This window comes from Candidatus Methylomirabilota bacterium, assembly GCA_035764725.1.
Lineage (GTDB): Bacteria > Methylomirabilota > Methylomirabilia > Rokubacteriales > CSP1-6 > DASRWT01.
The window spans coordinates 1-26,643 of the sequence record DASTYT010000054.1; the positions used below are offsets into that span (position 1 = coordinate 1).

At 70.3% G+C, this 26,643-nt stretch carries 26 protein-coding genes; 5 read left to right on the forward strand and 21 right to left on the reverse strand.

The features are described from left to right. Nucleotides 1-328: 328 nt before the first annotated feature. From VFX14_09950 to VFX14_09965, 4 genes are read right to left on the reverse strand one after another with little or no spacing between them, the layout of a single operon-like run. Nucleotides 329-1,810: a DegQ family serine endoprotease gene (locus tag VFX14_09950; GenBank protein HEU5189999.1), complete on the reverse strand. Its 1,482-nt coding sequence runs from the start codon at nt 1,808-1,810 to the stop codon at nt 329-331. Next, a complete protein-coding gene (gene ftsH, locus VFX14_09955) occupies nt 1,807-3,705 on the reverse strand; it encodes an ATP-dependent zinc metalloprotease FtsH (GenBank protein HEU5190000.1) in 1,899 nt (632 codons plus the stop codon). The genes VFX14_09950 and ftsH overlap by 4 nt, the downstream gene beginning before the upstream one ends. A 10-nt stretch (nt 3,706-3,715) precedes the next feature. Next, nucleotides 3,716-4,411, reverse strand: coding sequence for a hypothetical protein (locus tag VFX14_09960; protein HEU5190001.1), 696 nt, complete (start codon nt 4,409-4,411; stop codon nt 3,716-3,718). Nucleotides 4,412-4,419: 8 nt separating this feature from the next. Then, entirely contained in the window at nt 4,420-4,677 is a 258-nt protein-coding gene (locus VFX14_09965) for a hypothetical protein (GenBank protein HEU5190002.1), read from the reverse strand. Between the two features lie 166 nt (nt 4,678-4,843). Between VFX14_09965 and VFX14_09970 the strand changes: the two genes are divergently transcribed. Together VFX14_09970 and VFX14_09975 are read left to right on the forward strand one after the other, a co-directional pair. Further along, entirely contained in the window at nt 4,844-5,749 is a 906-nt protein-coding gene (locus VFX14_09970; protein ID HEU5190003.1) for a PAC2 family protein, read from the forward strand. A gap of 17 nt (nt 5,750-5,766) precedes the next feature. Further along, on the forward strand, nt 5,767-6,672 hold the full coding sequence (locus VFX14_09975) for a M23 family metallopeptidase (GenBank protein ID HEU5190004.1): 906 nt from the start codon (nt 5,767-5,769) through the stop codon (nt 6,670-6,672). Here the strand turns inward: VFX14_09975 and VFX14_09980 are convergent. Together VFX14_09980 and VFX14_09985 are read right to left on the reverse strand one after the other, a co-directional pair. Beyond that, nucleotides 6,669-7,562 carry a PhzF family phenazine biosynthesis protein gene (locus VFX14_09980; GenBank protein ID HEU5190005.1) on the reverse strand — a complete coding sequence of 298 codons (894 nt, stop codon included), beginning with the start codon at nt 7,560-7,562 and terminating at the stop codon, nt 6,669-6,671. The two genes, VFX14_09975 and VFX14_09980, sit on opposite strands and share 4 nt — an antisense overlap. 4 nt (nt 7,563-7,566) lie before the next feature. After that, nucleotides 7,567-8,346 carry an LLM class flavin-dependent oxidoreductase gene (locus tag VFX14_09985; GenBank protein ID HEU5190006.1) on the reverse strand — a complete coding sequence of 260 codons (780 nt, stop codon included), beginning with the start codon at nt 8,344-8,346 and terminating at the stop codon, nt 7,567-7,569. 37 nt (nt 8,347-8,383) lie between these two features. On the opposite strand from VFX14_09985, the gene VFX14_09990 reads away from it, so the two are divergent. Continuing rightward, entirely contained in the window at nt 8,384-9,589 is a 1,206-nt protein-coding gene (locus VFX14_09990; GenBank protein ID HEU5190007.1) for an MFS transporter, read from the forward strand. A 47-nt stretch (nt 9,590-9,636) separates the two neighbouring features. Here the strand turns inward: VFX14_09990 and VFX14_09995 are convergent, their stop codons facing one another. Genes VFX14_09995 through VFX14_10005 form a run of 3 tightly spaced genes read right to left on the reverse strand, consistent with a single transcriptional unit; the run spans nt 9,637 to nt 11,973 of the window. After that, nucleotides 9,637-10,662 (reverse strand): phytoene/squalene synthase family protein, encoded by a 1,026-nt coding sequence (locus VFX14_09995; GenBank protein HEU5190008.1) that lies wholly within the window; start codon nt 10,660-10,662, stop codon nt 9,637-9,639. A gap of 4 nt (nt 10,663-10,666) precedes the next feature. Continuing rightward, nucleotides 10,667-10,963 carry a hypothetical protein gene (locus VFX14_10000; protein HEU5190009.1) on the reverse strand — a complete coding sequence of 99 codons (297 nt, stop codon included), beginning with the start codon at nt 10,961-10,963 and terminating at the stop codon, nt 10,667-10,669. An 11-nt stretch (nt 10,964-10,974) separates the two neighbouring features. Next, the gene (locus VFX14_10005; protein HEU5190010.1) at nt 10,975-11,973 is read right to left on the reverse strand and encodes an MBL fold metallo-hydrolase; all 999 of its coding nucleotides are present in this window, start codon (nt 11,971-11,973) and stop codon (nt 10,975-10,977) included. A 44-nt stretch (nt 11,974-12,017) separates the two neighbouring features. Here VFX14_10005 and VFX14_10010 point away from each other — a divergent pair, with 44 nt between their 5' ends. Beyond that, on the forward strand, nt 12,018-13,010 hold the full coding sequence (locus VFX14_10010) for an aldo/keto reductase (GenBank protein HEU5190011.1): 993 nt from the start codon (nt 12,018-12,020) through the stop codon (nt 13,008-13,010). 45 nt (nt 13,011-13,055) lie between these two features. Further along, the gene (locus tag VFX14_10015; GenBank protein HEU5190012.1) at nt 13,056-14,045 is read left to right on the forward strand and encodes an ABC transporter substrate-binding protein; all 990 of its coding nucleotides are present in this window, start codon (nt 13,056-13,058) and stop codon (nt 14,043-14,045) included. A 39-nt stretch (nt 14,046-14,084) separates the two neighbouring features. Here VFX14_10015 and VFX14_10020 read toward each other — a convergent pair whose 3' ends face one another. The 12 genes from VFX14_10020 to VFX14_10075 all read right to left on the reverse strand — a co-directional run. Beyond that, a complete protein-coding gene (locus tag VFX14_10020; protein ID HEU5190013.1) occupies nt 14,085-15,131 on the reverse strand; it encodes an LLM class flavin-dependent oxidoreductase in 1,047 nt (348 codons plus the stop codon). A 16-nt stretch (nt 15,132-15,147) separates the two neighbouring features. Then, complete coding sequence (locus tag VFX14_10025) at nt 15,148-16,248, reverse strand: ABC transporter ATP-binding protein (protein HEU5190014.1); 1,101 nt, start codon at nt 16,246-16,248, stop codon at nt 15,148-15,150. Beyond that, entirely contained in the window at nt 16,248-17,939 is a 1,692-nt protein-coding gene (locus VFX14_10030) for an iron ABC transporter permease (protein HEU5190015.1), read from the reverse strand. The genes VFX14_10025 and VFX14_10030 overlap by 1 nt, the downstream gene beginning before the upstream one ends. Then, entirely contained in the window at nt 17,929-18,972 is a 1,044-nt protein-coding gene (locus tag VFX14_10035; GenBank protein ID HEU5190016.1) for an extracellular solute-binding protein, read from the reverse strand. The genes VFX14_10030 and VFX14_10035 overlap by 11 nt, the downstream gene beginning before the upstream one ends. 2 nt (nt 18,973-18,974) lie before the next feature. Further along, on the reverse strand, nt 18,975-20,363 hold the full coding sequence (locus VFX14_10040; protein HEU5190017.1) for an MmgE/PrpD family protein: 1,389 nt from the start codon (nt 20,361-20,363) through the stop codon (nt 18,975-18,977). An 11-nt stretch (nt 20,364-20,374) separates the two neighbouring features. Further along, nucleotides 20,375-21,268, reverse strand: a complete 894-nt coding sequence (locus VFX14_10045; protein ID HEU5190018.1) for a TIGR03619 family F420-dependent LLM class oxidoreductase — start codon at nt 21,266-21,268, stop codon at nt 20,375-20,377. Between the two features lie 9 nt (nt 21,269-21,277). Further along, on the reverse strand, nt 21,278-21,988 hold the full coding sequence (locus tag VFX14_10050; protein HEU5190019.1) for an ABC transporter ATP-binding protein: 711 nt from the start codon (nt 21,986-21,988) through the stop codon (nt 21,278-21,280). Then, the gene (locus VFX14_10055; GenBank protein HEU5190020.1) at nt 21,985-22,725 is read right to left on the reverse strand and encodes an ABC transporter ATP-binding protein; all 741 of its coding nucleotides are present in this window, start codon (nt 22,723-22,725) and stop codon (nt 21,985-21,987) included. Before VFX14_10055 ends, VFX14_10050 begins: the two co-directional genes overlap by 4 nt. Next, nucleotides 22,718-23,701, reverse strand: a complete 984-nt coding sequence (locus VFX14_10060; GenBank protein HEU5190021.1) for a branched-chain amino acid ABC transporter permease — start codon at nt 23,699-23,701, stop codon at nt 22,718-22,720. The genes VFX14_10055 and VFX14_10060 overlap by 8 nt, the downstream gene beginning before the upstream one ends. Before the next feature lie 99 nt (nt 23,702-23,800). Further along, a complete protein-coding gene (locus VFX14_10065; GenBank protein ID HEU5190022.1) occupies nt 23,801-24,685 on the reverse strand; it encodes a branched-chain amino acid ABC transporter permease in 885 nt (294 codons plus the stop codon). 176 nt (nt 24,686-24,861) lie between these two features. Further along, nucleotides 24,862-26,052 carry an ABC transporter substrate-binding protein gene (locus VFX14_10070; GenBank protein ID HEU5190023.1) on the reverse strand — a complete coding sequence of 397 codons (1,191 nt, stop codon included), beginning with the start codon at nt 26,050-26,052 and terminating at the stop codon, nt 24,862-24,864. A gap of 32 nt (nt 26,053-26,084) precedes the next feature. After that, the coding region (locus VFX14_10075; protein ID HEU5190024.1) for an SMP-30/gluconolactonase/LRE family protein at nt 26,085-26,643 on the reverse strand (559 nt) is incomplete at its 5' end.

Here is a 26,643-nt window from a genome sequence, read left to right on the forward strand (position 1 = left end):
CGCTTCGGCTAGAAAGAGGCCGTCGCTGGCCGATGTCTTGCTTGGTACTTCGCGGTCGATACGTTCGAACTTTTGTACCAACCGCTCTCGAGCAGTCCGGTCGTACCTCGATGTTGCACCATTGTCGAGGAATGTCGCGCGGAGCTGCGCGTAGCGGAGGCGTCGCGCGCTCGAGATGGTCGGAAAAACGGGCACCTCTTGAGTCACGTACCGCAGGACTTTCTGCAAGGGCCGAACACGGCGGACCGGAAGAACGAGCAAGAGGTCTATTAGAACCTCGGCAACTCGACGAGCAGCCTCGCTTGTGTTCAAGGGGCGGCGTCTGAGCTCAGCCCCGGGCCACGGTGAAGGCCACGTACAGGGCCTGGGCGCCGCGCTGAAGCAGCACGGTGACGCGGTCGCCCTCCTTCACGTCGCGGGTGATGCGCTCGAACTCCTGGAGCGAGCGCACCCGCTGCCGGTTCACCTCGCGGATGACGTCCCCGCGTAGAAGCCCCGCCTCCGCGGCGGCGCTATCATCGTCCACGCGCGCCACCACGACGCCCTCGGTGTTGCGCAGGTTGAGCTGGCGCGCGATGTCGGGAGTGATCGGCCGCACGTCGAGCCCGAGCAGGCTCTTCCCGCGATTGTTGCCGGGCTTGGCCGCCACGTTCTCGTCGGGGGTCTCGCCGATGCGGATCTCCACCGACTTGGTCGCCTTGTCGCGCCAAAGCGTCATCGCCATCGCTTTGCCGGGCGCCGCGCTCGCGACGGCGCGCTGGAGGTCCTGCGGACCGTCTAGCTTCTTGCCGTCGAACTCGGTGATGATGTCGCCGGCCTGCACGCCCGCCTTCTCGGCCGGGCTCTCCGCAATCACGTCCGAGATCAGCACGCCCTTGGCTTCCTTGAGGCCGAAGCTCTTGGCCAACTCCGGGGTCAGAGGCTGGATGGACACGCCCAGCCACCCGCGCGTGATCTTCCCCTTGGCCACCAGCTCGGTGTAGATCCGCTTGGCCATGTTGACGGGGATCGCGAAGCCGATCCCGACATTGCCGCCCGAGCGCGAGAGGATCGCGCTGTTGATCCCGACGACCTCGCCGCTCATGTTCACGAGCGGGCCGCCCGAGTTGCCGGGGTTGATGGCGGCGTCCGTCTGGAGGAAGTCGTCGAAGGGGCCGCCGGTGAGGGAGCGGCTCTTGGCGCTGATGATGCCGGCGGTCACCGTCTGCTGAAGCCCGAACGGCGAGCCGATGGCGAGCACCCAGTCGCCCACCCGCATCCGGTCGGAGTCGCCGAGGGCCGCCGCGCGGTAGGGGCCGCCGCCCTGCAGGCGGAGCACGGCGAGGTCGGTGCGCCGGTCCACGCCGACCACCTTGGCCTTGTGCTTCTTGCCGTCCGACGTCACCACCTCGATGTCAGTGGCGCGCTCCACCACGTGGGCGTTGGTCAGGGTGATCCCGGAGGGATCGACGATGACGCCCGAGCCCAGGCTCCGCTGCTGCTGCTCCCGCTCCGGCACGTCGCCGAAGAATCGGCGGAAGATCTCGTCACCGAAGAACTCCTCGACGGGCGTGCGCCCACTGCCGCGCGTGAACGTGTTGATGTTGACCACCGCCGGCCCCACTGCCTCCACCACCTGGGCGAAGCTTCCCGAGGCCAGGGGGAGCGCGGCGGGGACCACGCGCGCCCCCTCGCTGCCGACGAAGGCCGACGTGCTGGCCGCCGGCGTCTTGTCGCTCTGGGCCTGGCTCACTGCCCAGCCGCCGGCCGCGCCGACAGCCAGCGCGAGCAGGAGCATCACGAGCACGGTGCGGCGGCGTATCGAGATCATCGAGAACCCTCCACGGCTCCGGCCAGCAGCTCACGCAGCCGGTCGCCCTCGATGGTTTCACGCTGCTTCAGCTCCGCGGCGGCGGCGACGAGCACGCTCTTCTTCGCGGTCATGAGACCCCGCACGCGGTCGTAGATCCGGTCCACGATGGCGCGCGTCTCCTCGTCAATGGTGCGCGCGGTGTCCTCGCCAAACTCTCGCTCGACCGGCACGCCCGCGCCCTTGAGGAACAGGGACTGCTGGCCGCCGCCGAAGGTGAGCGGGCCGAGCTTCTCGGACATGCCGTACTGCATGACCATGAGGCGGGCCATCTCCGTCGACCGGTCGAGGTCGTTGTGGGCGCCGGTGGACACTTCGCCGTAGACGACTTCCTCGGCAGCGCGCCCGCCCAGGAGCACGGCGATGCGATCCTCCAGCTCGCTGCGGGTGAGGAGATAGCGGTCTTCCAGCGGCAGCTGATACGTCGCGCCGAGCGCACCGACTCCACGGGGAATGATCGTGACCTTGTGGACGGGATCGGCGTGGGGCAGCGAGCTCGCGACCAAAGCGTGGCCGATCTCGTGATGGGCCACGATGTCGCGCTCCTTCTCGGAGAGGACGCGGCTGCGGCGCTCGAGCCCGCCGATCACCCGGTCCACCGCCTCCTCGAGATCCGCCATCTCGACCTGACTCTTGCCCTTGCGCGCGGCGAGCAGCGCCGCCTCGTTGATGAGGTTGGCGAGGTCGGCGCCCGCCATGCCGGGGGTGCGCGCGGCGAGCACGCGGAGGTCTACCTCGGGGGCGAGCTGCACGTTCCGCGCGTGCACGCGCAGGATGGCCTCGCGGCCCTTGACGTCGGGACGGTCCACCACGACTTGCCGATCGAAGCGGCCGGCTCTCAGCAGCGCCGCGTCCAGTACCTCCGGGCGGTTGGTGGCGGCCATGATGATCACGCCCTTGGAGGAGTCGAAGCCGTCCATCTCGGCGAGGATCTGATTGAGGGTCTGCTCGCGCTCGTCGTGCCCGCCCAGCAGCCCCGCATTGCCCGCGCGCGACTTCCCGATGGCGTCCAGCTCGTCGATGAAGATGATGCAGGGGGCCTTTTCCTTGGCCTGCTCGAAGAGATCGCGCACCCGCGCGGCGCCCACGCCCACGAACATCTCCACGAATTCCGAGCCCGAGAGGAAGAAGAACGGCACGTCGGCCTCGCCGGCGACGGCCCGGGCGAGCAGGGTCTTGCCGGTGCCCGGCGGGCCCACCAGGAGCACGCCTTTGGGAATGCGGCCGCCCAGGCGCTGATACTTCTTCGGGTTCTTCAAGAAGTCCACCACCTCGATCAGCTCCGCCTTGGCCTCCTCCACGCCTGCCACGTCGGCAAAGGTGGTCTTGAGCTCGCGGCGGTCGTAGATCTTGGCCTTCGACCGTCCGAAGGACAGGGCCTGAGTGGGCCCGCCGCCGATGCGCCGCATGAGGAAGATCCAGATGCCCGCCATCACGGCCAGCGGCAGCACCCAGCCGAACAGGAGGTCGCGCCAGAAGGTGTTCTCGATGCGGCCCGCGAACTCGACCTTGTGCGCCTCGAGCTCCTTCACCAGACTCGAGTCGTCCACCCCGGGAATGCGGGTGGTCCGGAACACGGTGGGACCCGGCTCGGCGCCGAAGAACGAGCGCACCCGGTCGCCGGGCCTCGGGGCGGGGGCGGGGAGGGCGCCCGGCTTGAGCGTGCCCTGGATCTCCTTGTCGGTGACCGCGACCTTGTCGACCTTGTCCTCGCGCAGCAGCGCGAGGAAGCGGCTCATCGGGATCTCGACGGTGGGCGGCGCGACGAGCCAGCTCTGCACCACGGACAGGACGACGGCGGCGATGAGGACGTAGATGAGCGAGAACTGCGTCTTCTGGCGAATGGGGCGCTTCATGAGTCCCAGCCTAGCAGGTGACCCCCGGCGGCGGATCGTAGTTCGGCACTTGGTAGGTGGCCATGAAGAAGTCGTCCCAGATCTCGAGCGGGATGACCCCGAGGTCCTTCTGCCCGTCGAACGCCAGCGACCGGACCTTGGTCGTCAGCTCGGCGGCGCTGATACGCTTCTCCATGTAGTCGAGCGCGCTCTTCTTGTCCACGAACACCGCGATGCTCTCGTTGACCGGCTGGGAGCCGGGAGCCAGCGAGCCCGGCTTGAGCCAGCTGGTCACCACCGAGAAGCCCTCGACGTTGGCGTCGGCGACCACGTCGTGGACCGTTGCCATGCGCCGCATCAGGTCCATCCCGAAGCGCGAGAACATGGCCGACATCCGGCGCGCCTGGGGAATGGCGGCGAACTGGGGATCGTCCTTCTGATCCACGATGATCCAGGTCGAGAAGTAGCGGTCGTCGCCTTCCGCGAACTTCGGCCGCTGGAAGCCGATGCTCTGCTTCTGCACGTCGAGCCACGGGAGGCATCCGTAGACGTACTCGGAGTACTTGAGCAGCTGCTGCTGATGGCTGGAGCCGAGCGCCCGCGCCTTGGGAGTGGCATAGCGCTCGAGCGGGATCAGCTTGTCCTCGACGGGGCCGGCGGGCGCGGGCGCGACCCCGGCGCCCAGCGCGACGACGAGCAGCCCGGTTGCTGCCCAGCGGGGCGCCACCACGGCCGCTAGTTCTGGAAGATCTGGTCGGGACTGACCGTGATGGCCTTGCCCCACCAGTTCTCGGCTCGAGCGGCTTCGATGTCGCTGCGCGCCACGCGCGGCGCGGTTCCCTCGCGGTTCTTCAGCGAGAACGTGGCGTGCTGCCCGGAGGCGAAGTGGCTGCTGTGCGACCGCCACTCCGCCCACTCCTCTGAGGTCGCGCAGCCGCTGGCGATCACCGCGATCGAAAGCACCAGGGCTGAGCCGACGAGACGACCGTGCATGATCACAACCTCCTGTGGGGACGAACGTCAGCGATCGACCGCTATGATACCGAGTGCGGGTCCGAGCCGCAACTGTCCTCGCGCTCACTTCGGCACGCTTTTCTCCTTGCAGGACCCACGCTTCTGAGGCAAAGTCCATGACGACGCCCCACCGGGCGGACACGACGTGACGGACCCCCTGACCATTCACGAAGAACCCGCCGGCCTACGCCGGCCCATTCTCATCCTGGCCTTCGCCGGCTGGAACGACGCCGCCGAGTCCGCCACCGGCGCGGCGCGCTATCTCGCTCAGGTGTGGCCGTCGCGTCCCTTCGCGAGCATCGATCCCGAGGACTTCTACCACTTCGGCCTCTCGCGTCCTCACGTCCGCTTCAAGGCGGGCTCGAAGACCGAACGCGAGGTGATCTGGCCGGTCACGGAGTTCTCCCTCTCCCAGCCGGACGCGCTCGACCGCGACATCATCGTGGGCGTCGCGGTGGAGCCGCACCTCAAGTGGCGGACCTATTGCGGCGTCGTGCTGGAGCTCGCGCGCCGCGCCGGCTCGTCGCTGATCCTCACGTTGGGCGCGCTGCTCGCGGAGGTCCCGCACACGCGGCCGGTGCGCCTCACCGGCGGCTCGCACGATCCCGAGCTGGCGGCGCGGCTCGGCATCCGCCCCACCCGCTACGAGGGGCCCACCGGCATCGTGGGCGTGCTCAACACTCTGGCCCGCGAGCAGGATTTCCCGACGGCCAGCCTCTGGGCGAATGTCCCGCACTACATCTCCGGCATCGAGAACCCGAAGGCCTCCTTGGCGCTGGTGCGGCGGGTGCTGGCCCTGCTGAACGCCGAGGCGGATCTGAACGACCTCGAGGAGTCCGCCAAGCAGTTCGACCAGAACCTCGAGGAGATCGTGTCGCAGAACGCGAAGATCGCCGATTACATCAAGAAGCTCGAGCGCAAGAAGCCAGAGGAGGGCGAGGAAGACCCGCCCGCCGCGAAGGAGACGCGCGACGAGCTGCCCCCGTCGAGCGACCTCGTGGCCGAGATCGAGCAGTTCCTGCGACAGCAGCGTCCCGAATCCTCGCCCTGATCGCGCGCGCCGCCGGGATGCGCTCGCGTCGGGCCCTTCGCGCCGTCGCCGTCCTGCCGCTCCTGCTTGCCCTGCTCCTCGCTCCGCCTTTCGCGCGCGCCGTGCCGCCCGGGCGCGCGCCCGCGCTGACCGTGCTCGTGACGCCCACCGCGCCGCGGCAGGGCGACATGGTCTTCGTCCTCGTGACCGGCGCGCAGAACGCCCGCCAGGTCGAGGGAAGCCTCGACGGCCGGCCCCTCACGTTCTTTACCTACGGCGAGAGCTGGGCCGCGGTCGTCGGAGTGGACCTCGAGGCGGCGCCGCGCAAGGGCACGTGGCGCGTGGGCGTGATCGACGCGGCGGGCGCCGCGCGGCAGAAGGCCGGCACGGTGACGATTCGCCGGCGCACCTTCCCCGAGCAGCGTCTGAGCCTGCCGGACTACATGGTCGACCTCGATCCCGAGAGCGAGCGGCGCGCCAACGCCGAGGCGGCGCAGCTTCGCACGCTCTACGACACCGCCACGCCCGAGCGCTTCTGGCAGGGACGCTTCACGCTCCCGGTGGCCGCCGAGGGGCCCGGGTCGGGCTTCGGCTCGCGGCGTGTGATCAACGGCAAGCCGCGCAGCCCGCACGGCGGCACCGACTGGTCGGCGGACCGCGGCACGCCGGTGGTGGCGGCGAACCGGGGACGTGTGGCGCTGGTGGGCGACTTCTTCTTCGGCGGCCGCCTCGTGGTGCTCGATCACGGCCTGGGCCTCTACACGCTCTACATGCACCTGGACCGGGTGGACGTGGCCGAGGGCGCGATCGTGACCCGGGGCGAGACGCTGGGCGGAGTGGGATCGACGGGCCGCGCCACCGGGCCGCATCTTCACTTCCAGGTGCAGGCGGGCCGCGCCCGCATCGACCCCGCGACACTCTTCGCGCTGCCCGTAAGGGACTAGAGGCGCAGGCTGCCGCTCAGCACCGTCACCGCGGACCCGCCCACGCGGACGCGCGGCGCCGGCCCGTCGCCTCGCTCGATCTCGATCGCGAGCCGTCCCGGCCGCCCGACGGTGTCGCCCTGCTCGGCGGTGAACGCCGCTCCGCCGTCGCGAAGCCTCACGACTCCGGCCTCCGCCAGCCACAGGGCGAGCGGTGAATGCACGGAGCCGGTCACGATGTCCTCGGGGATCCCGAACGTGGGAGCGAAGAAGCGGCAGTGCGACGCGGACGCGGGCTCCACCGTCTCGCGCGAGACCACGCACGTGCCGCGAAGGCCGTGCGCTGACGCGAAGGCGCCGAGGGCCGCCATGTCGGGACGCAGCGCGCGGAGCGCGTCGAGGCCGACGATGGGGAGCAGCACATCGGCGTCGGCAGTGAGCGCCGGCCGCGCCCAGTCGCCCCGCGCCTCCGGGGCGACCCCGAGGGCGGCCAGGAGCGGAGGCAGCGGCGCGGGCAAGGCGCGCGGCGGCTCGACCTTCGGGGCCAGCCACATCACGGTCGTGTCTCCTCGGCGCTCGACCGTGACGGGCAGGAGCCCGACCGCGGTGTCGAAGAGGGCCTCGCCCGGCCCGAGGCGGCCGGCCTCGAGCAGCGCGTGCACGCCGCCCAGCGTCGTGTGGCCCGAGTACGGGATCTCACGGGTGGGTGAGCGATAGATCAGGCGGTACACGGCGCCGGCCTTGGTCGCGCGCGCGACGAAGCACGTGCCGGCCAGTCGCATCTCCGCCGCGATGCGGCCCATCGCGGCCTCGTCGAGACCGTCCGCATCCAGCACCGCGCCCGCGGGATTCCCCGCGAAGGCGCGCGTGGTGAAGATGTCGGCCTGGACGAACGGGACGGCGCGGCCCACCCCGCTAGCGGCGCGCCGCCGCCGCCCGCACGAGGGCGAGCGTCTCCTCCGCGGTGTCCTTCGCGGTGATGGCGCGGAACACCACCTCGTCGACTGCGCCCTGCCAGGCCGCCACCGCCGCCCTCACATCATCCTCGTTCTTTCCTGCGATCGCGGTATTGATGGGCTTCGTGTTCATGCGCTGGAAGTGCGCGGCGTAGGCGGGGATGGCCGCGTAGCGATCGCTCTCGTCCTGGAGGCGGCTCATCGCGGCATCGCCCATCGCGAGGCGGACGTAGGCGTAGGTGCGCGGGGCGGGACGCTTCGCCGCGGCGGCGCCCGCCCGCACCCACTCCGCCGCCTTCTTCGCGTAGGCGGGCGTGAGCCAGTTGAAGAGGACGCCGTCCGCCACCTCGCCCGCCAGGTGGCACATCTTCGGCCCGAGCGCGGCCACGACGATGCGCGTCTTCACCCCCGCGCGCAGCGCGGCCACGCCGTTCCGCACGCGCTCGAGCGATTTGGGATTGGGGCTGCCCACGCCGAGCAGCAGCCGGTCGAGCGGCAGCGCCTGGGCTTTGACGCCTTCGAGAATGGCCTCCGGCCCGCGCGTATGGAGCGGGATCACGCCCACGCCGAGCGCGACCCGCCGGGTCTCGCGCGCGGCGTGGGCCAGCGAGGCGAGCCCGTCGACGGGCCCGGGGTGGTTGACCCAGAACGAGTCGTAGCCGAGCGATTCGGCTTCCCGCGCGGAGCCGCGGATGACGTCGGGGGCGATGCCGGCGAAGAGCGCGAAGCCGAATCCCATTGCCATTTCCTCCTCGGGTGATGCACGGTAGCGGTCAATGCCCGATCCCGGCCGCAATCGTATCCTGATTTGGATGTGCGTGCTCATTGCCGTGAATCAGCTGGGATTCGGGAGCATCGTCCCGGTGATCGCGCTCTACGCACGCTCGTTCGGCGTGCTCCAGTCGGCCATCGGGCTGGCGGTGGGGATCTACGGCCTCGCGCGCTTCCTCGTCGCGCTGCCCGCGGGGCAGCTGGCCGATCGCGTCGGCCGGCGCTCGGTGCTCGCGCTGGGCGGCCTCGTGAGCGCCGCCGGCAATCTCCTGTGCGGCTACGCGCCGGACTTCTCCACGTTCGTGGTCGCGCGCTTCGTCTCCGGCGCCGGGGCCGCGCTCGTGGTGACCACCGGCACCATCGTGCTCGCCGACATCACGACGCCCGTCGAGCGGGGCCGCGTGATGTCGGTGTACCAGGGCACCTTCCTCTTCGCGGTCGGCGTGGGCCCGCTGCCCGGCGGCCTGCTCGCCGAGCGCTACGGCCTCGCCGCGCCGTTCCTCTTCTACGCGGCGGCGGGCACGCTCGCCGCGGTCCTCGCCTTCTTCTACGTGCCGGAGACGCGCGATCTGCCCGGCGCGCGGGCCACCGCGGCGGCGGCGGGGGCCGCGCCCGCTTCCTTCGCCGCTCAGCTGCGCCTCCTCGTGGGGAGGGTGGGCTTCGCCCTCGTCGGCCTCACCGCCTTCATGGGCGCGGTGGCGCGCACCGGGGGCCTCTTCAGCGTGATCCCCGTCCTCGCCCGCGAGCGGCTCGCGCTGACCGCCGACCGCATCGGCTTCGGCCTCGCGGTGGCGAGCATCGTGGGGCTGGCCTTCGCGTATCCGGCCGGTGTCCTCGCGGACCGCTACGGCCGGAAGACGGTGATCGTGCCCGCCACCGTGATGTCGGGCGTCTCCCTGATCGTGTTCCTGGTCGCGCCGTCCTACGCGTGGTTCCTCGCGGGCTGCGTGGCGTGGAGCGTGGCCGCGGGGATCGGCGGCGCCGCCCCCGCCGCGTATGCCGCCGATGTGGCGCCGCCGGGCATGAATGCCGCGGCCATGAGCGCCTACCGCATGATCGGCGACCTCGGGTACGTGGTGGGCCCGGTGGCCCTGGGCATCGCCACCGATCTCGCGGGCGCGGACGCCACGCTCACGACCACCGCCGCGCTGGTGGTGCTGGTGGCCGTCCTCTTCGCGCGCTTCGCGCCCGAGACCTACCGGCGCCTCTAGCCCCCTCTCTTTGTGATTGCTCGCCTCGCCTACGGCTGCGGCTCGCCCTACAGCGCGATGCGGGCGCGCAGCCGCCGCGCCTGGCGGCCGAGCGCGCGCGCGGACCAGACGGTTCCGAGCGAGCGCGCCATCATGCCGTATACGCTGACGCGCGGGACCTTGAGGGCCACCGCGGGATCCAGCCAGTTGGGCGCCTTCGCGAGGAGATCGAGGGTGCGCAGGCCGATCAGGAGCGGCCACGCGCAGGCCAGGCGCATGCGCGGCTCCGTCCGGGGGATCGCGAACGTGTACTGCCAGCCCGCCTCGTAGTGGTCGAGCGCCACGTTGAGAAGCTCGACGAGCAGCGGACGCAGCGACGGGCCGATACCGGGATCCAGGAGATCGCGCGGCTCCAGGCCCAGCAGCGTGAGCTCGCGGCTGGGGAGATAGCAGCGACCCTGGCGGAGATCGCGGGGGATGTCGCGCAGCACGTTGGTGAGCTGAAGTCCCTTGCCGAAGCGGACGCCGAGCGCCGCCATCTTCGCCGGATCCCAGCGCCGGAGGCGCGGCCGGTGGGCGATGTGCACCTCCGTCCAGAACTCGCCCACGCAGCCCGCCACCATGTAGGTGTACCGATCGAGCTCCGCGCGCGTCTCGAGGGCGGCGAGCCCGGCCGCGTCCTCGCCGGGAAACGTGGTGAGGTCCCACGTCATGCCCTCGACGATGGTGCCGAGCACGCGCCGGGCGCGCCCGCGGTCCGGCGCGGGTAGCGTGCGGTAGGCGGCCAGGGCGTCGGGCAGCCGGTCGATCAGCTCGCGCTCGGCGGCCAGCGTCTGGCTCGGCCGGGTGGCGGCGACGATGGCGTCGAGGCGGCCGGGCGCGCCGCCGTCCAGCTCGTCCCGGAGCGCCGCGAGATGCCGGAGCCGGTCGTTGCGGGGAAGGAGGCGAGTATCCGCGATGGTGTCGGCGGCGCGCGCTAGGAGGTAGGCGATGCCGAGCACCGGCCGGACCGCGGCGGGCAGCACGGCCAGCGAGAGATAGAAGGACCGACTGACCCGCTTGAGGAGCTGGCCGGTGAGATCCGGCCCCGCCAAGCCCCTAGTCCTGATCCATGGGATTGAACGGCTTCTCGTCGGGCATGTCCTTCGCCTTCTTGATGCTCTCCTGGAACTTGCGGTCGAGCACCTTGCCCTTGTTCTTCTCCGCCTCCATCTGCTCCTTGAAGAGCTGCTCGCGGCGCGCCGCCTCGCCCTTGAGCGAGGACAGCATGCCGCCGAGGTCCATGCCGGACTTCTGGCGCGGCGGCGGCTCGTGGGCGATCACCGCCTCGAGCGCGGGATCGATGGTCAGACGACCGTTGCAGCAGGGGCAGGTGACGACGAAGGTCTTGGCCATCGGCGGACTCCTCAGCTCACCATCGAGAAGGTTCGCTCGACGTTGGCGGCCAGGCCGGCGCGCCAGGGACGGTAGGACCCGTAGACGGAGAACGGCTTCTCGTAAGTGGGCGCGAGCCGCGCGGTGACCCGGGATTTGGTCTCCTCGAGGGTGGCGCCGCGCCCCGCCTCCTTGCGCACCGCCGCCACCATGTCGTGGACGTAGCCGCGGAAGGTCTTCAGCCAGTCGCGCCCGGCCGGCTCACCATGTCCCATGATGAGATGAGTCCAGTCCAGCTCGGCGAGCCGGTCGAGCGTGCTCACCCAGTCCTCGGGGTAGCCGTCGCCCATGAAGGGCGTCCAGCCGATCACCGCGTCGCCGGTGATCACGACCTTCTCCTTGGGGAGATAGACGAAGACGTCTCCCTCGGTGTGGGCGCGCCCGAGATAGAGGAGGTGGATCTCGCGGTCGCGCCGGTAGAGCGTCATCGTGCGCTCGAAGGCCATGGTGGGCAGCGCGGGCTTGAGTGCGCCGACCTCCGCCTGATACGCCTCGGCGAGCTTGAGGTCGTCCTGGAGCCTGACGCGCTGATCAACGTTGGTCGAGGCGGCGAGATCCGCGCGGATCTTGGCGATCTCCGCGGGCATCTGCCGCACGTGGTCCTGGATGCGCTTAAGGCCCTTCTTCACCATGGCCTCGCGGGTGATCTGGTTGGTCACGATCTCGGCATTGGGATACGCGGCGGGGTAGACTTCATTACCGTGCCAGTGATCCCAGTGAAAGTGCGTGTTGACCACGTACCGCACAGGCCGCGCGGTGAGGGCGCGGAGCTCCTGCACGATCACGCGCGCCGCGGAGGGCTTGGAGTGGGTATCCACCACCATCACGCCGTCGTCGCTCTCGATGATGGCGGTGTTGCAGTTGACCTTGTAGGCGGGCGCCGCCACCGCCACGTGCACGCCGTCGGTGATCTTCCGCATCTCGAAGCGCGCGTCGCCGGCGCCGAGTCCCTCGTGTCCGCAGCAGTCCATGCCGTACTATCCCACATCGATACTCGCCACGAAAGGAGACGCTGATGGAGCGCCGCACGCTCGGCCGGACCGGTCTCGAGGTGTTTCCCCTGGGCTTCGGCTGCGGCGCCGTCGGCGGCCTCATGACCCGCGGGGCGGCGCGCGATCAGGAGCGCGCGGTGGCACGCGCGCTCGAGCTCGGCATCAACTACTTCGACACCGCGCCGATCTACGGGGACGGCGAGTCGGAGAAGAGCTTGGGGCGGGTGTGGAAGGCGCTCAAGCCGTCGGCGTATGTGGGGACGAAGGTGCGCCTGACCCCCGACGAGCGCGGGCGCATCGCTGCCGCGGTGCCCGCGGCGCTGGAGGCGAGCCTCAAGCGCCTGCAGATGGAGCGCGTGGACCTGCTTCAGCTCCACAACGTGATCGAGCCGGGCCACCCGCGCGGAGTGGACGCGCGCCAGGTGCTCGAAGAGGTGGTGCCAGCGCTCGACAAGCTCAAGCAGGCGGGCAAGACGCGCTTCTACGGCATCACCGCCCTCGGCGAGACCGCCTCGCTCTCGCAAGTGCTCGATGCCCGCGTCCTCGACACCGCGCAGGTGTGCCTGAACCTCCTGAACCCGAGCGCGGCCGGTCCGGTGCCCGCGGGCTTCCCCGCCCAGGACTTCGACGGGGTGGTGCCGCGGGCCCGCGCCGCCGGGGTGGGCACCATCGTGATCCGCGTGCTCGCGGGCGGGGCGCTGTCCGGCTCCGAGTCGCGCCATGCCGTGGCCGCGCCGTCGGTGGAGCCGATCGCGTCGGGGCCGGACTACGTGGCGGACGTGCGGCGCGGCCGCGAGCTGGACGCGCTCGTGCGCGAGGGCCACGCGGGCAGCGTGGTGGAGGCCGCGCTGCGCTTCCCGCTGTCGAGCCCGGGCGTGTCCACCGTGCTCGTTGGCTACTCCACGCTCGAGCACCTCGAGTTCGCGGCAGCCAGCATGGCCAAGGGCCCGCTGCCCGCGGCGGCGATGGCGCGAGTCGAGGCGATCTGGAGGGGCTGGGCGGGCCCACGCAGCTGAACGACGCGCTTGCCGCCGGGCATCGCGATGCACTATAGTCCGCGCGTGATCGGACGCCGCGCGTGGCTGGCGCAGTCCATCGTCGGAGCGGGAGCTCTGCTGACACCGCTCGGCGCCCTCGCCCAGAGCGCGTCCGGCACGTATCGGGTCGGCTGGCTCTCGCCGGCCGGCCAGGAAGCGGGCGGCACGAATCTCGACGCGCTCCGCGAGGGCCTGAGCGCGCTCGGCTACCAGGAAGGCCGGAACCTCGCGATCGAGTCGCGCTGGGCCGAGGGCGGCTCGGAGCAGCTGCCTGGTCTCGCCCGTGAGCTCATCAACCTCAAGGTGGACGTGATCTGCACCGCGGGGACGCAGGCGACCCGCGCGGCGCGCGGGGCCACGTCGACCGTCCCGGTGATCTTTGCCAACGTCGCGTTCCCGGTGCAGCAGCAGCTCGTGGCGAGCTACGCTCGGCCCGGCGGGAACGTGACCGGGGTCGCGTTCGACGGGGCGGAGTACGGCAAGCGGCTGGAGCTCCTGAAGGAGATCGCGCCGCGCCTCGCGCGGGTGGCGCTGATCTACAACCCGGAGAACCAGGGTGCGGTGATCGCGCTCGACGAGACGCGGCGCTGGGCCCGGTCGCTCTCCGTCACCGTCGAGCCGTACCGGATGCGGGGACCGCACGACCTCGACGAGGTGTTCTCCGGCATCGCGCGCAGCCACCCGGACGCCATGATGACCACCGCCGACCCGCTGATCGCATCGTACCGGGGCCGGATCGTGGCGTTCGCCGCCAAGCAGCGGTTGATCTCGATGTATCCCGGCAAGGAGTACCTCGAGGTGGGCGGCCTCGTGTTCTACGGCGGGAGCATCCGCGAGATGTACCGCCGAGTGGCCGTGTACGTCGACCGGATCCGCAAGGGAGCCAAGCCCAGCGAGCTGCCGGTGGAGCAGCCGACGAAGTTCGACACCGTCATCAACGCGCGCGCCGCGCGGGCCCTCGGCCTCACGATCCCGGCGGCGGTCCTGCTGCGGGCGGATCAGGTCCTCGAGTAAGGCGGCCGGCTCGCCCGGCCTCGCGTCCCCGGGCGCGAGCTACTTGAAGGCGGGCAGCACGCGCTCGGCGACGAGGCGCAGGCTCTTCATCGCGAGCGGAGCGGGGATGAGGCCGCCGGCATTGGGCTCGATGATCACGCCGTCGATGTCGAGCGACTCGCGCAGCTCGCGGAGGCGCTCGATCAGAGCCGGCGGGCTTCCGAAGGCCACGCGCGTCCGGCAGATCTCGTCGTAGGTCATGTGCTGGAGATGCGTGAGCTGCGCGGCGTTCCGCGCGGACGGCCCGGCGCCGGCGCGGCCGATCCTCGACTGGGTCAGCTCGGCATGGCGCTGGAAGAAGTACGTGATGCTCTCTCGCGCTTCGTCCTGCGCCGCCGCGTCCGTCTCGCCGGCGTAGATGGGAATGCGGAGATAGACACTGCTCTGGCCGGGGTGTCCGGCCTCGCGCCAGGCCTGGCGATAGCTTCGCACGTGCGCCCCGAGATCGGTGGTGTCGTGGTCGCGCAGGCCCACGAAGAGCCCCAGCCCGAGCTGCGCGACCTGGGCGAAGGTCTCCGGGCTGTTCGCCGCCATGCGCAGCGGCGGGTGAGGATTCTGATACGGCCGCGGCGTCACGAGGGCGCTCTGGAACTTGTAGAACTCGCCGTCCCAGCTGAAGGGCTTGCCCTTCCACGCCTCGCGGATGATGGCCAGCGACTCCTTGAAGCGCGCCTGGCTCTCGCCGTAGGGAATGCCCAGCACGTCGTACGTGCGCGCGGCGCCGCTGCGGCCCACGCCCATCTGGAACCGGCCCTCGCTCAGCTGGTCGAGGGTGGCGGCCTCCTCGGCGATCCGCAGGGGATTGCCCAGCGGGAGCACCTGCACCGCGGTGCCCACGTGGACGCGCTTCGTGCGGGTCGCCATGGCGGTGGCCATCACGAGTGGGGCGGAGATGACGGAGCGGGTCGGGTTGAAGTGAATCTCGCCCAGCCACACGCAGTCGAGCCCGATGGCCTCGGCGGTGTCGGCGTGCTCCAGGGCCTCCCGGAACGCCTGGGCCTGCGTGTAGCCGGGTCGCGCTTCCTCGACGAAGAGCCCGAAGTGCATGCGTGGTCCCTCCCCGCTAAGGGGAGCGTAGCCCATCCGGGTCCTCGTCCGCCAGCGGCACGCAGGCGGCGGGATCGATGCCGAGAGTGACCGCCGCGCCGGGGGTGAGGCGCGGCGAGACCGGCGCGGCCACCCGGAGGACGAGGTCCGCGCCCTCCACCTCCACCTCGTACTCGACCGTGTCGCCGAGGAACGCGGCCCGACGCACGACGCCGCGCAGGTGATTGGTCCCATCGGCGCCCGCCGGCGCCGGCGCATGGAGCGCGATCAGGTGGGGCCGAATGGACACCGCGGCGCGCCGGCCCGGCGGCAGCGCGGCGCCCGCCATGCGCAGCCGCAGGCCCTTGCGCTCGAGGGTGTCGGCCGACATCGCGGTGCCCTCCACCACGTTGGTCTTGCCGATGAACTCGGCGACGAAGCGCGTGCGCGGGGCGTGGAAGAGCGCGTCCGCGGTGCCGACCTGGGCGACGCGGCCACGCTCGAGCACGGCGATGCGGTCCGAGATCACCATCGCTTCGGCCTGATCGTGCGTCACGTAGAGCGTGGTGATGCCGAAGGCTTCGTGCAGCCGGCGGATCTCGAAGCGCATCTCCTCGCGGAGGTTCGCGTCCAGATTGGACAGGGGCTCGTCCAGCAGCAGCACCTCCGGCTCGACCACGAGCGCCCGCGCCACCGCCACCCGCTGCTGCTGGCCCCCCGAGAGCTCGCCGGGATAGCGCGCCTCGAGGCCGTCGAGGCGCACCACCTTCAGCATCGCGCTCACGCGCCCCGCGCGCTCGGCGCGCGCCACACCGCCCTTGAAGCGCAGGCCATAGCCCACGTTCTGCGCCACCGTCATGTGCGGCCAGAGGGCGTAGCTCTGGAAGATCATGGCCATGCGCCGCCGCTCCGGGGGCACGACTGCCGCCGGCGACGACAAGAGGCGGTCGCCCACGCGGATCTCGCCCGCTTCGGGCTTGAGGAAGCCCGCCACCAGCCGCAGCGTGGTGGTCTTGCCGCAGCCCGAGGGGCCGAGGAGGGCGACGAGCTCGCCCGCCCGGACGTCCAGCGAGAGGTCGTCCACCGCGGCGAAGTCGCCGTAGCGCTTGGCGAGCCCGCGGAGCGTGATGCCCGGCATCAGTCGCGCGCGCCCAGCACATCGTGCCCCAGCACCGCCTGCACCAGCGTCACGGTGGCGAAGGTGAGCGCGAGCATGAGCAGGCCCAGCACCGCGATGGCGCCGAACTGGCCCTCTTCCTTCAGGTCGAACAGCACCACCGACATCACCTTGGTGTTCGGGGTGAACAGGATGATGGAGGCGGACAGCTCGCGGATCACGCCGATGAAGATGAAGCACCAGGCGGCGATCACGCCGCTCCGGGCGAGCGGGCCGGTGATGTCGCCCAGCACGCGCAGGCGGCCCGCGCCCAGGATGCGACCGGCGTCCTCCAGGTCCGGCGGGATGCCGCGGAAGGTGGCGTCCGACTGCGCATAGCCCACCGGCATCTCCTTGGTGAGGTAGGCGATGAAGAGGATCCAGAGCGTGCCGTAGAGCACGAAGGGCGGCCGCGTGTACGCGATGAAGAGCGCCACCGCCAGCACCACGCCGGGAATCACCACGGGCACCAGCGCGAGGAAGGCCACCACCTGATACCCGAACACGAGCCGCCGGCTCGCGATGTAGGCGAGCAGAGCGACCAGGCCCGCGCCGACGGTCGCGGTGAGCAGCCCCAGCTCGAGCGTGTTCACGACGGCGTCGCGCGTCGCGCTGTACTGGAAGAACGTGAAGGCGAAATTCCCGAGCGTGAGGTTGTCCCACGTGAGCGGCTGGGCCCACGCCTTGGAGAAGGCGGCCTTGGCGAGGATGCCGTAGGGCAGGAAGATCGCGGCCGCCATTACGACGAGGCAGGCGCCGAGCGCCGGGTAGCGCCACGGGCCCAGCGGGATGACGCGCCGCCGGCCGCCCTTGCCGCCGACGGCGGCGTACCCGCGGCGTCCGAGCAAGCGCTTCTGCAGCCACAAGAGCACGATGGTGGCGAGGAGCAGCGGCACCGAGAAGGCCGCCGCCATCTCCACCTTGGGCGGGAACTGGAAGAGCGACCAGATCTGCGTCGTGATGGTGTGAAAGCCCGCAGGCAGCGCCAGGATGGCGGGGGAGCCGAACAGGGCGAGGGCCTGAAGGACGGAGAGGATGAAGCCGGACACCAGCGCGGGCAGCACCATGGGGAACGTGATGGTGAGCGCGACCCAGAGCCGCCCCGCTCCCAGGATCGCCCCCGCTTCCTCCATGTCGGAGGCGATCAGGGCCAGCGTGTTGGCGACCATGATGTACACGTAGGGGAAGGTGTAGATCGTCACCACGAAGATCAGGCCCGGCATCGTGAAGATGTTGACGAGCGGGGCCTCGACACCGGTGACCGCGCGCCAGAGACGATTGAGGTAGCCCGCATTGGGCCCCGCGAGCATCACCCAGGCGAAGGCGCCGAGGAAGGGGGGCGTGACGAAGGAGGCGAGCACGAGCCCGCGGATGAGGCCCCGTCCCGGCACGTCGGTGCGCGCGGTCAGCCAGGCCAGCGGTGCGCCGACGGCAACGGAGGCCACGCCCACCCAGAAGGACAGCACCACCGTGTTCCACAGCGCCTTCTGCAGCGCGGGATCGGCGAAGACGTCACGGTAGCGGGCGAGCGTGTAGCCCGACTCGCCGCTCACGCTCATGTGGGCGAGCCAGCCCAGCGGCAGGCCCATGAGGACGACCAGCGCCAGCGCGGTCCCGATCCAGACCGGGAGCGCGCGGTCGAGCCCGCGGGGGCCGCTGTCCCTAGGCGCCAAAGAACTCCACGAAGCGCTTCTTGATCTCCTCGCTTCGCTTCTCCAGCTCCTCCGGATCGGGGGCGAGCAGCTTCAGGTCACCGAGCTTGGGCTTGTCGGCGGGATACTTCACCTCGGGATGCCCCGAGTAGAGTCCCTCGCTGTCCGCCATCACCTGCTGCACGTCCTTGGTGAAGCTGAAGTCGGTGAAGAGGCGGGCGGCGTTCGGGTGCGGCGCGAAGGCGGCGATCGCGCTGGGGGAGACGACCAGCGGCACGCCTTCCTTCGGATACACGATCTCCACGGGATTGCCCTTCTTTCTGGCCTGATAGAACGTGTACTCGCCGCCGTTCACCGCCACCGGCCGCTCGCCCGAGGCCACCACGCCGGATGGATCGACCGCCGACTGCACGAGCATCACGCTGTTCTTCGCGAGCTGCTGGAAATACTCCCAGCCGTAGAGATGCACGAGGGCCAGCACGTGCGTCGAGATGACGCCGCTGTAACCCGGATGCGCGGTGACGAGCTTGCCCTTCCACTTGGGATCGAGGAGATCCTTCCAGGTCTTCGGCGCCTCCGCGGCCGTCACCTTCTGGGTGTTGTAGGCGATCACGTTCAGGGTGGCGCGCAGGCCGAAGTAGTAGCCGTCCTTGTCCTTGAATCCGGCGGGAAAGACATCCACCCCCGCGGGCACGTGGCGGGCGAGGAGCTTCTTGTCCTTGAGCAGCACGAAGTGGCCGGCGTCCGAGGTGTGGATGACGTCCACGTTCTTGATGTTGGCCTGGAGCTCCTGCATGACGCGCTGGAGGATGCGCTGGGAGCCCGTGCGGTTCACCTCGACCTTGATGCCCGGGTACGCCGCCTCGAAGAGCTTGGCCACCTTCTCGGCGCTGGGCAGCGCGAGCGAGGTGTACCAGACCACCTTGCCCTCCTTCTTCGCGGCCTCGAGCACCGAGGCCGGCGCGGCGGCGGGGGGCGCCTGGGCCGCCGCGGGCGCGGGGGAGAGGAGGGCGAGCACGGCGGCGAGCAGCAGGGCGAGGGCGCGACACGGCATGGTCAGCTCCTCTCGGGAGCGACGGCGGTGAAGAGATCGGCGAGCGTGGCCTCGGTGTCCAGCGTGTCCACCAGGCGGATCGCCCGCTCGATGCGGGCCGGCGTCAGCCCGCCGGCATTGCCGCGGAACTTGGCCTCGAGCTCCTCGCGCGTCAGCGGCGCGTCGGGGCCGCCGCGGGGTCGGTCCTGGCGCTCGCGGAGCACGCGGCCGTCGTTCAGCGTGATCTCCACGTCGCCCACGAACTGGCGCGGGTAGTCGATGGCGGGATCGATCACGTACGTGACCCGGCGGGTCACCGCGAGCACGTCGGGGTCCCGCACCGCGCGGTCCTCGAACTCGGCGAGCCCGGCCCGGCCCTTCACGAGGATCACTGCGACGAGATAGGGCAGGCTGAACTTCGCGGCGTAGCCGTTCGGCGGCGCGTGCTTGGACGCCAGGGGCTCCCAGAGGCGCGGCAGCGGGCCCGCGGCGGTGCGGCAGGTGATGGCGCGGATCTCGGCCGGCGCGATCCGGTGCTGCGTGCGGAGGCGCATCGCGCAGTCCATGTACGGCTGCGCGATCGAGCCGCAGGGGTAGGGCTTGAAGGTGAGCTCGGCCAGCTCCCAGGCGTTCCCGAGCGTGGCGAGCAGCCCCTCCAGGCGGCCCGCGTCATGGCCGCCCGCGAAGCCGGCGTAGAGGCCGTGCGCGCCTTCCAGCACCGTCTCCGGCCCGGTGAAGCCCGACTCCGCGAGCACGGCGGCGATCATGCCCGCATGCCCGTTCCAGCCGGGATGCAGGCGCTTGGTCCACGTGCCATCCGTGAGGTACTCGATGATGCCCGAGGCCTGGCTGCCGCAGATGCCGAAGGCCTGGACGAGCTGATCCTCCGAGAGCTTACGGATTCGGGCCGCGGCGGTGGCGGCGGCAAAGGAGGCGGTGATGGCGGTGGGATGGAAGTGCCGCGCGTGAAAGGCGCCCGGCACGGCCAGGCCCACACGGCACATCACCTCGACGGCGGCGATCGACGCGGCCAGGGCCTCGCGCCCCGAGGCGCCCGCCGCCTCGGCGGCGGCCAGCGCGGCGGTGACGGCGACGCAGCCCGTGTGCACGATGGCGTCCTCGCGCGTGTCGTCGAAGTCGAGGCCGTGGGCGAGGGTGGCATTCGCGAGCACGGCGTTCGGCGCGCCCACCCGCGCGCCCGAGCCGAGCAGCGTGCTCTCGCGCGGCCCGCCCAGACGGGCCGCCGTCTCGGTGACCGCCCTGGCGAAGTCATCGGGCGCCGCGGCCAGGCAGTTGCCGAGGGTGTCGAGCACGAGGAGGCGCGCGCGGGCCACCACCGGCTCCGGCACGTTCTCGAGGCGCAGCCCGAGCACGAAGCGGGCGAGCCGCCGGGCCGCCGCGTCTCCCGCCATGCGCGCGCCGCTCAGGCCGCGTCCACCGCGGGGCGGACGGTGCCGGTGACGAAATCGAGGATCTCGATCATCCGGCCGAGATCGTCCCTCCGGAAATCGAGCACGATGTGCTTCACGCCGATCCGCTTGTACTCGGCGAGGAGATCCACCACCGCCTGCTTGCCCTGGGCCAGCTCGTCGTCGCGCAGCGGATTGCGGATGCTGAGCGTGAGGGAGTCGAACGGCCGCTTCACCGCCTCCGCGGCCGCGCGCAGCTTGGTGAGCCCCTCGCGGAGCTGGGCGGGCGTCTTCGAGGTCGCATGCCAGCCGTCGCCCAGCGTGACCACGCGGCGGAAGGCGCCCGGGCTGTCGCCGCCCACCCAGATGGGCGGCATGGGCTTCTGGACGGGCTTGGGGGCAAAGCCGAGGTCGCGGAACTTGTAGAACTCGCCGTCGTGGGAGGGGTTCTGCTGGGTCCACAGCGCCTTGAAGACGCGCAGGATCTCGTCCGCCTGCCGACCGCGCGCGTGGAAGGGCACGCCCAGGATCTCGAGCTCGTCTTTCCACCAGCCCACGCCGACGCCGCAGATGAGCCGCCCGTTCGAGAGCGCCTCGATGCTGGTGAGGAGCTTGGCCATGACCACCGGGTGCCGATGGCCGAGAATGAACACGGAGGCGCCGAGCTTCGCCTGCTGGGTCAGCACCGCCGCCGCGGAGAGCACCGCCACCGGCTCGAGATACTCCTTGTCCGGCGGGTGGGGGAAGCGGCCACCCGGATAACCCGGCGGCACGTGGCGGGGGAAGATCACGTGATCGCTCACCCACAGCGAGGCGATCCGGCGCGACTCCGCGGCCCGGCAGAAGGCGACGAGCGCCTCGCCGTTGGCCAGCGGGCCCTGCGTCGGCAGATGGCAGCCGATGTCCATGGCGTCCTCCTACAGGGCGAGATATTGGTGGCGGATGGAGTCGTCGGTGCGGAACGCCGCCACCGTCCCCTCGTAACGTACGGCGCCCTTCTCGAGCACATAGACGCGGTCGGCGAGGTCGAGCGAGAAGTCTACGTTCTGCTCGGCGAGGAGAATGGTGAGGCCCTCGCGCTTGAGCCGCCCGATCTGCTCGCCCAGGTGCTCGACGACCAGCGGGGCCAGGCCTTCCGAGGGCTCGTCGAGCAGCAGCAGCTCGGGGTTGCCCATGAGCGTGCGCGCGATCGTGAGCATCTGCTGCTCGCCCCCCGACAGGAAGCCGCCCTGGCGGTCGCGCAGCTCGGATAGCTTGGGGAAGAGCTCGTACACGCGCTCCAGCGTGAAGCCTCGGGGCTTTCCCGCGCCGCGCGTCGCGACGTCGAGATTCTCCCACACCGTGAGGTCGGAGAAGATGCGCCGGTCCTCGGGCACGAAGCCGAGCCCGGCCTTGGCGACCTCGTGCGGCGCCCGGCCGGTGATCTCGCGCCCCTTCCACTCGACGCGGCCGCGCGCGGGCGGGGTCAGGCCCATGATGCTGCGCATCGTCGTGGTCTTGCCCACCCCGTTCCGGCCGAGCAGGCACACGCACTCGCCGCGGCCCACCTCGAGAGAGACGCCGAACAGGACCTGGGAGAGGCCGTAGGCGGTGTAGAGGTCGTGGACGCGGAGGAGGGGCTCGCTCACGCGTGCTTCTCCCCCAGATACACGCGCCGGACCTCGGGATCGCGGCGCACGTCCGCGGGCGGGCCGTCCGCGATGACCTTGCCCTGATGGAGCACGGTGATGCGCTGGGAGATGGAGAACACCACCTCCATGTCGTGCTCGGTGAAGAGCAGGGTGAGGCGCCGCTCGCGGGCGAGCCGCTCGATGAGGGCGATGGATTCGCGGGTCTCGCCGGCCGACATGCCCGCGGTGGGCTCGTCCAGGAGGAGGATCTCCGGCTCCAGGGCCAGCGCGATGCCGAGCTCGAGCTGCTTCTGGCCGCCGTGCGAGAGGAAGCCCGATTCCTCGTGGGCATGGCCCAGGAGGCCGACCGCGCGGAGGATGGCCGCCGTCTCGTCCTCGTACAGGCGGGCGACGTTCTGGAAGAGGCTCCAGCCGCGGCCGCGATGCGAGACGTAGGCCGCCTGCACGTTCTCGAAGACGGTGAGGCGCGGGAAGATGTTGGTGCGCTGGAAGGAGCGACCCATGCCGAGCCGGCAGAGATCGTGCGGCGCGATGCCGGTGATGTCGCGGCCCTTGAGCATCACTTGGCCCGCGTCGGGCCGGAGATGGCCGGTGATGAGGTTGAACAGCGTCGTCTTGCCCGCGCCGTTCGGCCCGATGATCGCGCTGATCGAGCCCTGCGCCACCGTGAAGCTCACCCCGCCCACCGCCAGGAAGCCGTCGAAGCTCTTGGTGAGGCCGCGCACGTCAAGCACGGGCCGGCCCCCGCTTCCGTTGCATCGCGCGCACCAGGCTCTGGGCGGCCCCGGCCAGGCCGCCCGGAAACACGAAGAGGAGGAGGACCAGGATGGTGCCGAGCACGAGCGGCCAGTACTCGGTGTAGGAGACGATCTGCTGGTTCAGCCAGATGAGGACGAGCGCCCCGACGCTCGGCCCCACGAAGGTGCCCATGCCGCCCAGGAGGGTCATGATCAGCACCTCGGATGACTTGGTCCAGTAGGCGAAGTCCGGGAAGACTCCTCGATTGAAGATCCCGAACAACCCGCCGGCGAGTCCGGCGAAGAGGCCGGCGAGGGTGAAGGCGGCGAGCTCGTAGCGCCGTACGTTCACTCCGATGAACTCCGCGCGCTCGGGATTCTCTCTGATGGTCGTCAGCATACGGCCGAAGGGCGAGGCGACGATTCTCCGGAGTACCCACAGCGCGAGGGCGACCAGGATGAGACATGTGAAGTAGAAGTAGTCCGACGTGCGATAGCCGCCGAGGAACGGGAGCACTCCCGCCGCCTTGTCCACCCAGCCGAAGTCCGGGTAGGGAATCTCGGGCATGCCCTGCTCGCCGCCGGTGACCTCGTTCCACTTGAAGCAGATCGCCCACACGATCTGGGCGAAGGCGAGCGTCAGCATCGCGAAGTAGATGCGCGTGAGGCGCACGCAGAAGAAGCCGAAGAACACCGCGAAGAGCCCCGCCACCACGCCGGCGGCCGGGAAGGCGAGGAGGAACGACACCCCCAGCTTCTTCATGAGGATGCCGGTGGTGTAGGCGCCGATCCCGAAGTACGCGGCGTGCCCGAACGAGACGAGGCCGGTGTAGCCGACGAGGAGGTTGAGGCTGGTGGCGAAGAGGGCCCAGATCACGACATCGTTGGCGAGGAACGTGTAGAAGCGCGAGCCCAGCGAGGGCACGAAGAACGCCGCGATCACGATGAGCAGGCCCCAGGGAATTCGCCGCATCGGGTTATTCGAATCTGGGGGGGAGCGGCGCCGCTCCTCCCCCAGGCCCCCCCACCGCCTCGATCGGGCGGCCTGCGACCATCGCCGAGCCGTGGCCGGTCATTTCAGCGGCCGGCCGAGCAGACCCCAGGGGCGGATGACGAGCACGGTGGCCATGAGGGCGAAGATGGCGAAGATCGAGAAGCGCGGGAAGAAGAGGATGCCGAACGACAGGACCTGGCCGTAGATCAGCGCGCCCAGGAACGTTCCCCAAAACGAGCCGAGCCCGCCGATCACCACCACCACGAAGGCGTCCACGATCACGTCCGTGTCCATGCCGGGCACGATCGCGCGCATCGGCGTGATGAGGGCGCCGCCCAGACCGCCCAGGAACGAGGCGAGGACGAACACGCCCGTGTAGAGCGCGCTCACGTTGACGCCGAGCGCGCCGAGGGTCTCGCGGTCCAGCGCGGCGGCGCGGATGAAGCGGCCGGCGCGCGTGCGCTGGAGCACGAACCAGAAGGCCAGCGCGATGCTGGGAGCGAGCAGCAGGATGAAAAGGTTGTAGTGCGGCACGGTGATGCCGGCCACCGTGAAGGAGCCGGTGAGCCCGGGCGGCCGCCCCACCGATTTCTGTTGCGTGCCCCAGATGATCTTGGCGACGTCGCCGAGGATGAGGACCAGCGAGTACGTGAACAGCAGCTGGTAGAGCTCCTCCTTTCCGTAGAGATGCCGGAAGAGGAAGCGCTCCACGAGGCCGCCGAGGATGGCCACCCCCGCCGCCGCACCGAGCGCGGCGACCCAGAAGGAGACGGGCCCGGTGCCCAGCCACTGGACCACCTGATACGCCGAGTAGGCCCCGAGCATGTAGAACGTCCCATGCGCGAAGTTCAGCACCCGCAGCACTCCGAAGATCAACGACAGGCCCGAGGCGATCAGAAAAAGGAACATCGACGCGGTGAGCCCGCTCAGGCACTGCGCGATGACGAACGACAGCTCAGGCATCCAGGTCAGGGAAGGAAGCGCAAATACGCATGTAAGAAGGGCGTGGGTGTGACGGAGTGCGGGAACGATCGAGCGTGAGGGCAAGCGGGCGCGGGCGGGGGCGCGCCCCCGGCGAATGCTGTATTGAGCAGAGGGGGTGCGCCCCCGCCCGGGTCCGCTTGCCCGTCAATCGCGCGCTAGTCCATGAACTTCGTCGGATCCACGTACTCCACCGGCTTCATGATCGGGAACGGATACTTCGGATCGTTCACCGTCTTGCCGTAGAGCTGGCCACGATTCGCTTGGTGATCTTTTTCCCGGATGGTCTGCTTCCCGATCGGCGTGTCGATCGTGAGGCCGAGGAGGGCCTTCGCCACCTTGTCCGAATCGGTGCTGCCCGCCTTCGCGATGGCCTCGGCGAGGAACTGCATGCCGGTATAGCCCTGGATGGCCCACGAGGACGGATACTCGTCCTTCAAGTACTTGGATAGCCGCGCCGTGTAGTCTCGGTGGGCCGCCGTCTCGCCCCAGTAGAAGGCGTCGTACGAGTTGCCCCAGATCCCCACCGGATAGTCCTTGCCCATGGACTTGGTGGTCTCGGGCGAGCCGGCCTCGCCCACGCCGATGAAGTTGTACTTGACCGCGTCGAAGAAGCCGAGGGGTTTCGCCTGCTTGGCGAAGTTCACGAAGTGCCCGCCCCACAGCGACGAGAACACGGCGTCCGGCTTCTTCGCCATCTGGGCGTTGATGAACGGCGTGTAGTCCGGCTCGCCGAGCTTGGGCCACTGCTGGTCGACGATCTGCACGCTCGGCTTGAGCTTCTTGAGGTGCTCGACGAAGGCCTTGGTCACGTCCTGCCCGTAGGCGTAATCGAAGGCGATGGTGGCGACCTTCGTGACCGGCCACTTGGCCACGATCTCGGCCGCGCTGCGTCCTTCCATGGTGGTGTTGGCCGCGACGCGGAAGACGTAGGGATGCAGCTTGTCGGCGGCGGTGAGCTGATCGGTCTTCGGAATCGGCGCGATGAAGACGATCTTGTTCTCCTTGGCCACCACGGAGACGGCCGGCCCCTCGGCCGAGGTCAGCGTGCCGACCAGGAAGTCGACGTTCTCCTTGAGGATGAGCTCGCGCGAGACGCGCACCGCCTCGTTGGCGTCGCCCTTGGTGTCGCGGGGCAGCAGCTCGAGCTTCCGGCCGAGCACGCCGCCCTTGGCGTTGACCTCCTCCACGTACATCTGGGCGCCCTTGAGCGCGGGCTCGCCGAACAGCGCGCCGGGGCCGGAGAGGATCATCGGGAACCCGATCTTGATCGGCTTGCCGGACTGGGCGTCGGCGCCGAACGGCCAGGCGAGGACCGCGGCGAGGAGCAGGGAGCAGAGTCGCCACATACTGAGCCTCCTTGGGATGAGGGGTCTCGGGCTTAGAGCGCGGAGAGGCCGGGGACCTGGACGCGCATCCGGTACACCGACGTCGACGCGGTGATGTACAGCGACCGCAGGTCGTCGTCGCCCCACGCGAAGTTCGCCGTGCGCTCGGGGACGTGGATCACCCCGAGGCACGTGGCGTCGGGGGCGAACACGTGGATGCCGCCGGGGCCGCAGCAGTACACGTTGCCCGCGGAGTCGAGCTTCATGCCGTCGGGCGCGCCCGGGGCGTCGCCCGGCGTCTCCGCCCACACCGCGCCGCCGGCGAGCCCGCCGTCCGGCGTCACGTCGAAGACGCGGATGTGCTTGCGCGCGGTGTCGTTGACGAGGAGCCGCGCGCCGTCCAGCGTGAAGCAGAGCCCGTTGGGCTGCTCGAAGTCGTCGGCGAGGAGCCGCGACGACTTCGGGTCCGGGCCGACCCGATACACGCCGCGGAACGCGAGCTCCGGGTCGCGCTTCACCCCGTAGTAGTCCATGCGCCCGTACGTCGGGTCGGTGAAGTAGATCTCGCCGGACCGGCTGCACACGATGTCGTTGGGGCTGTTGAGCTCCTTG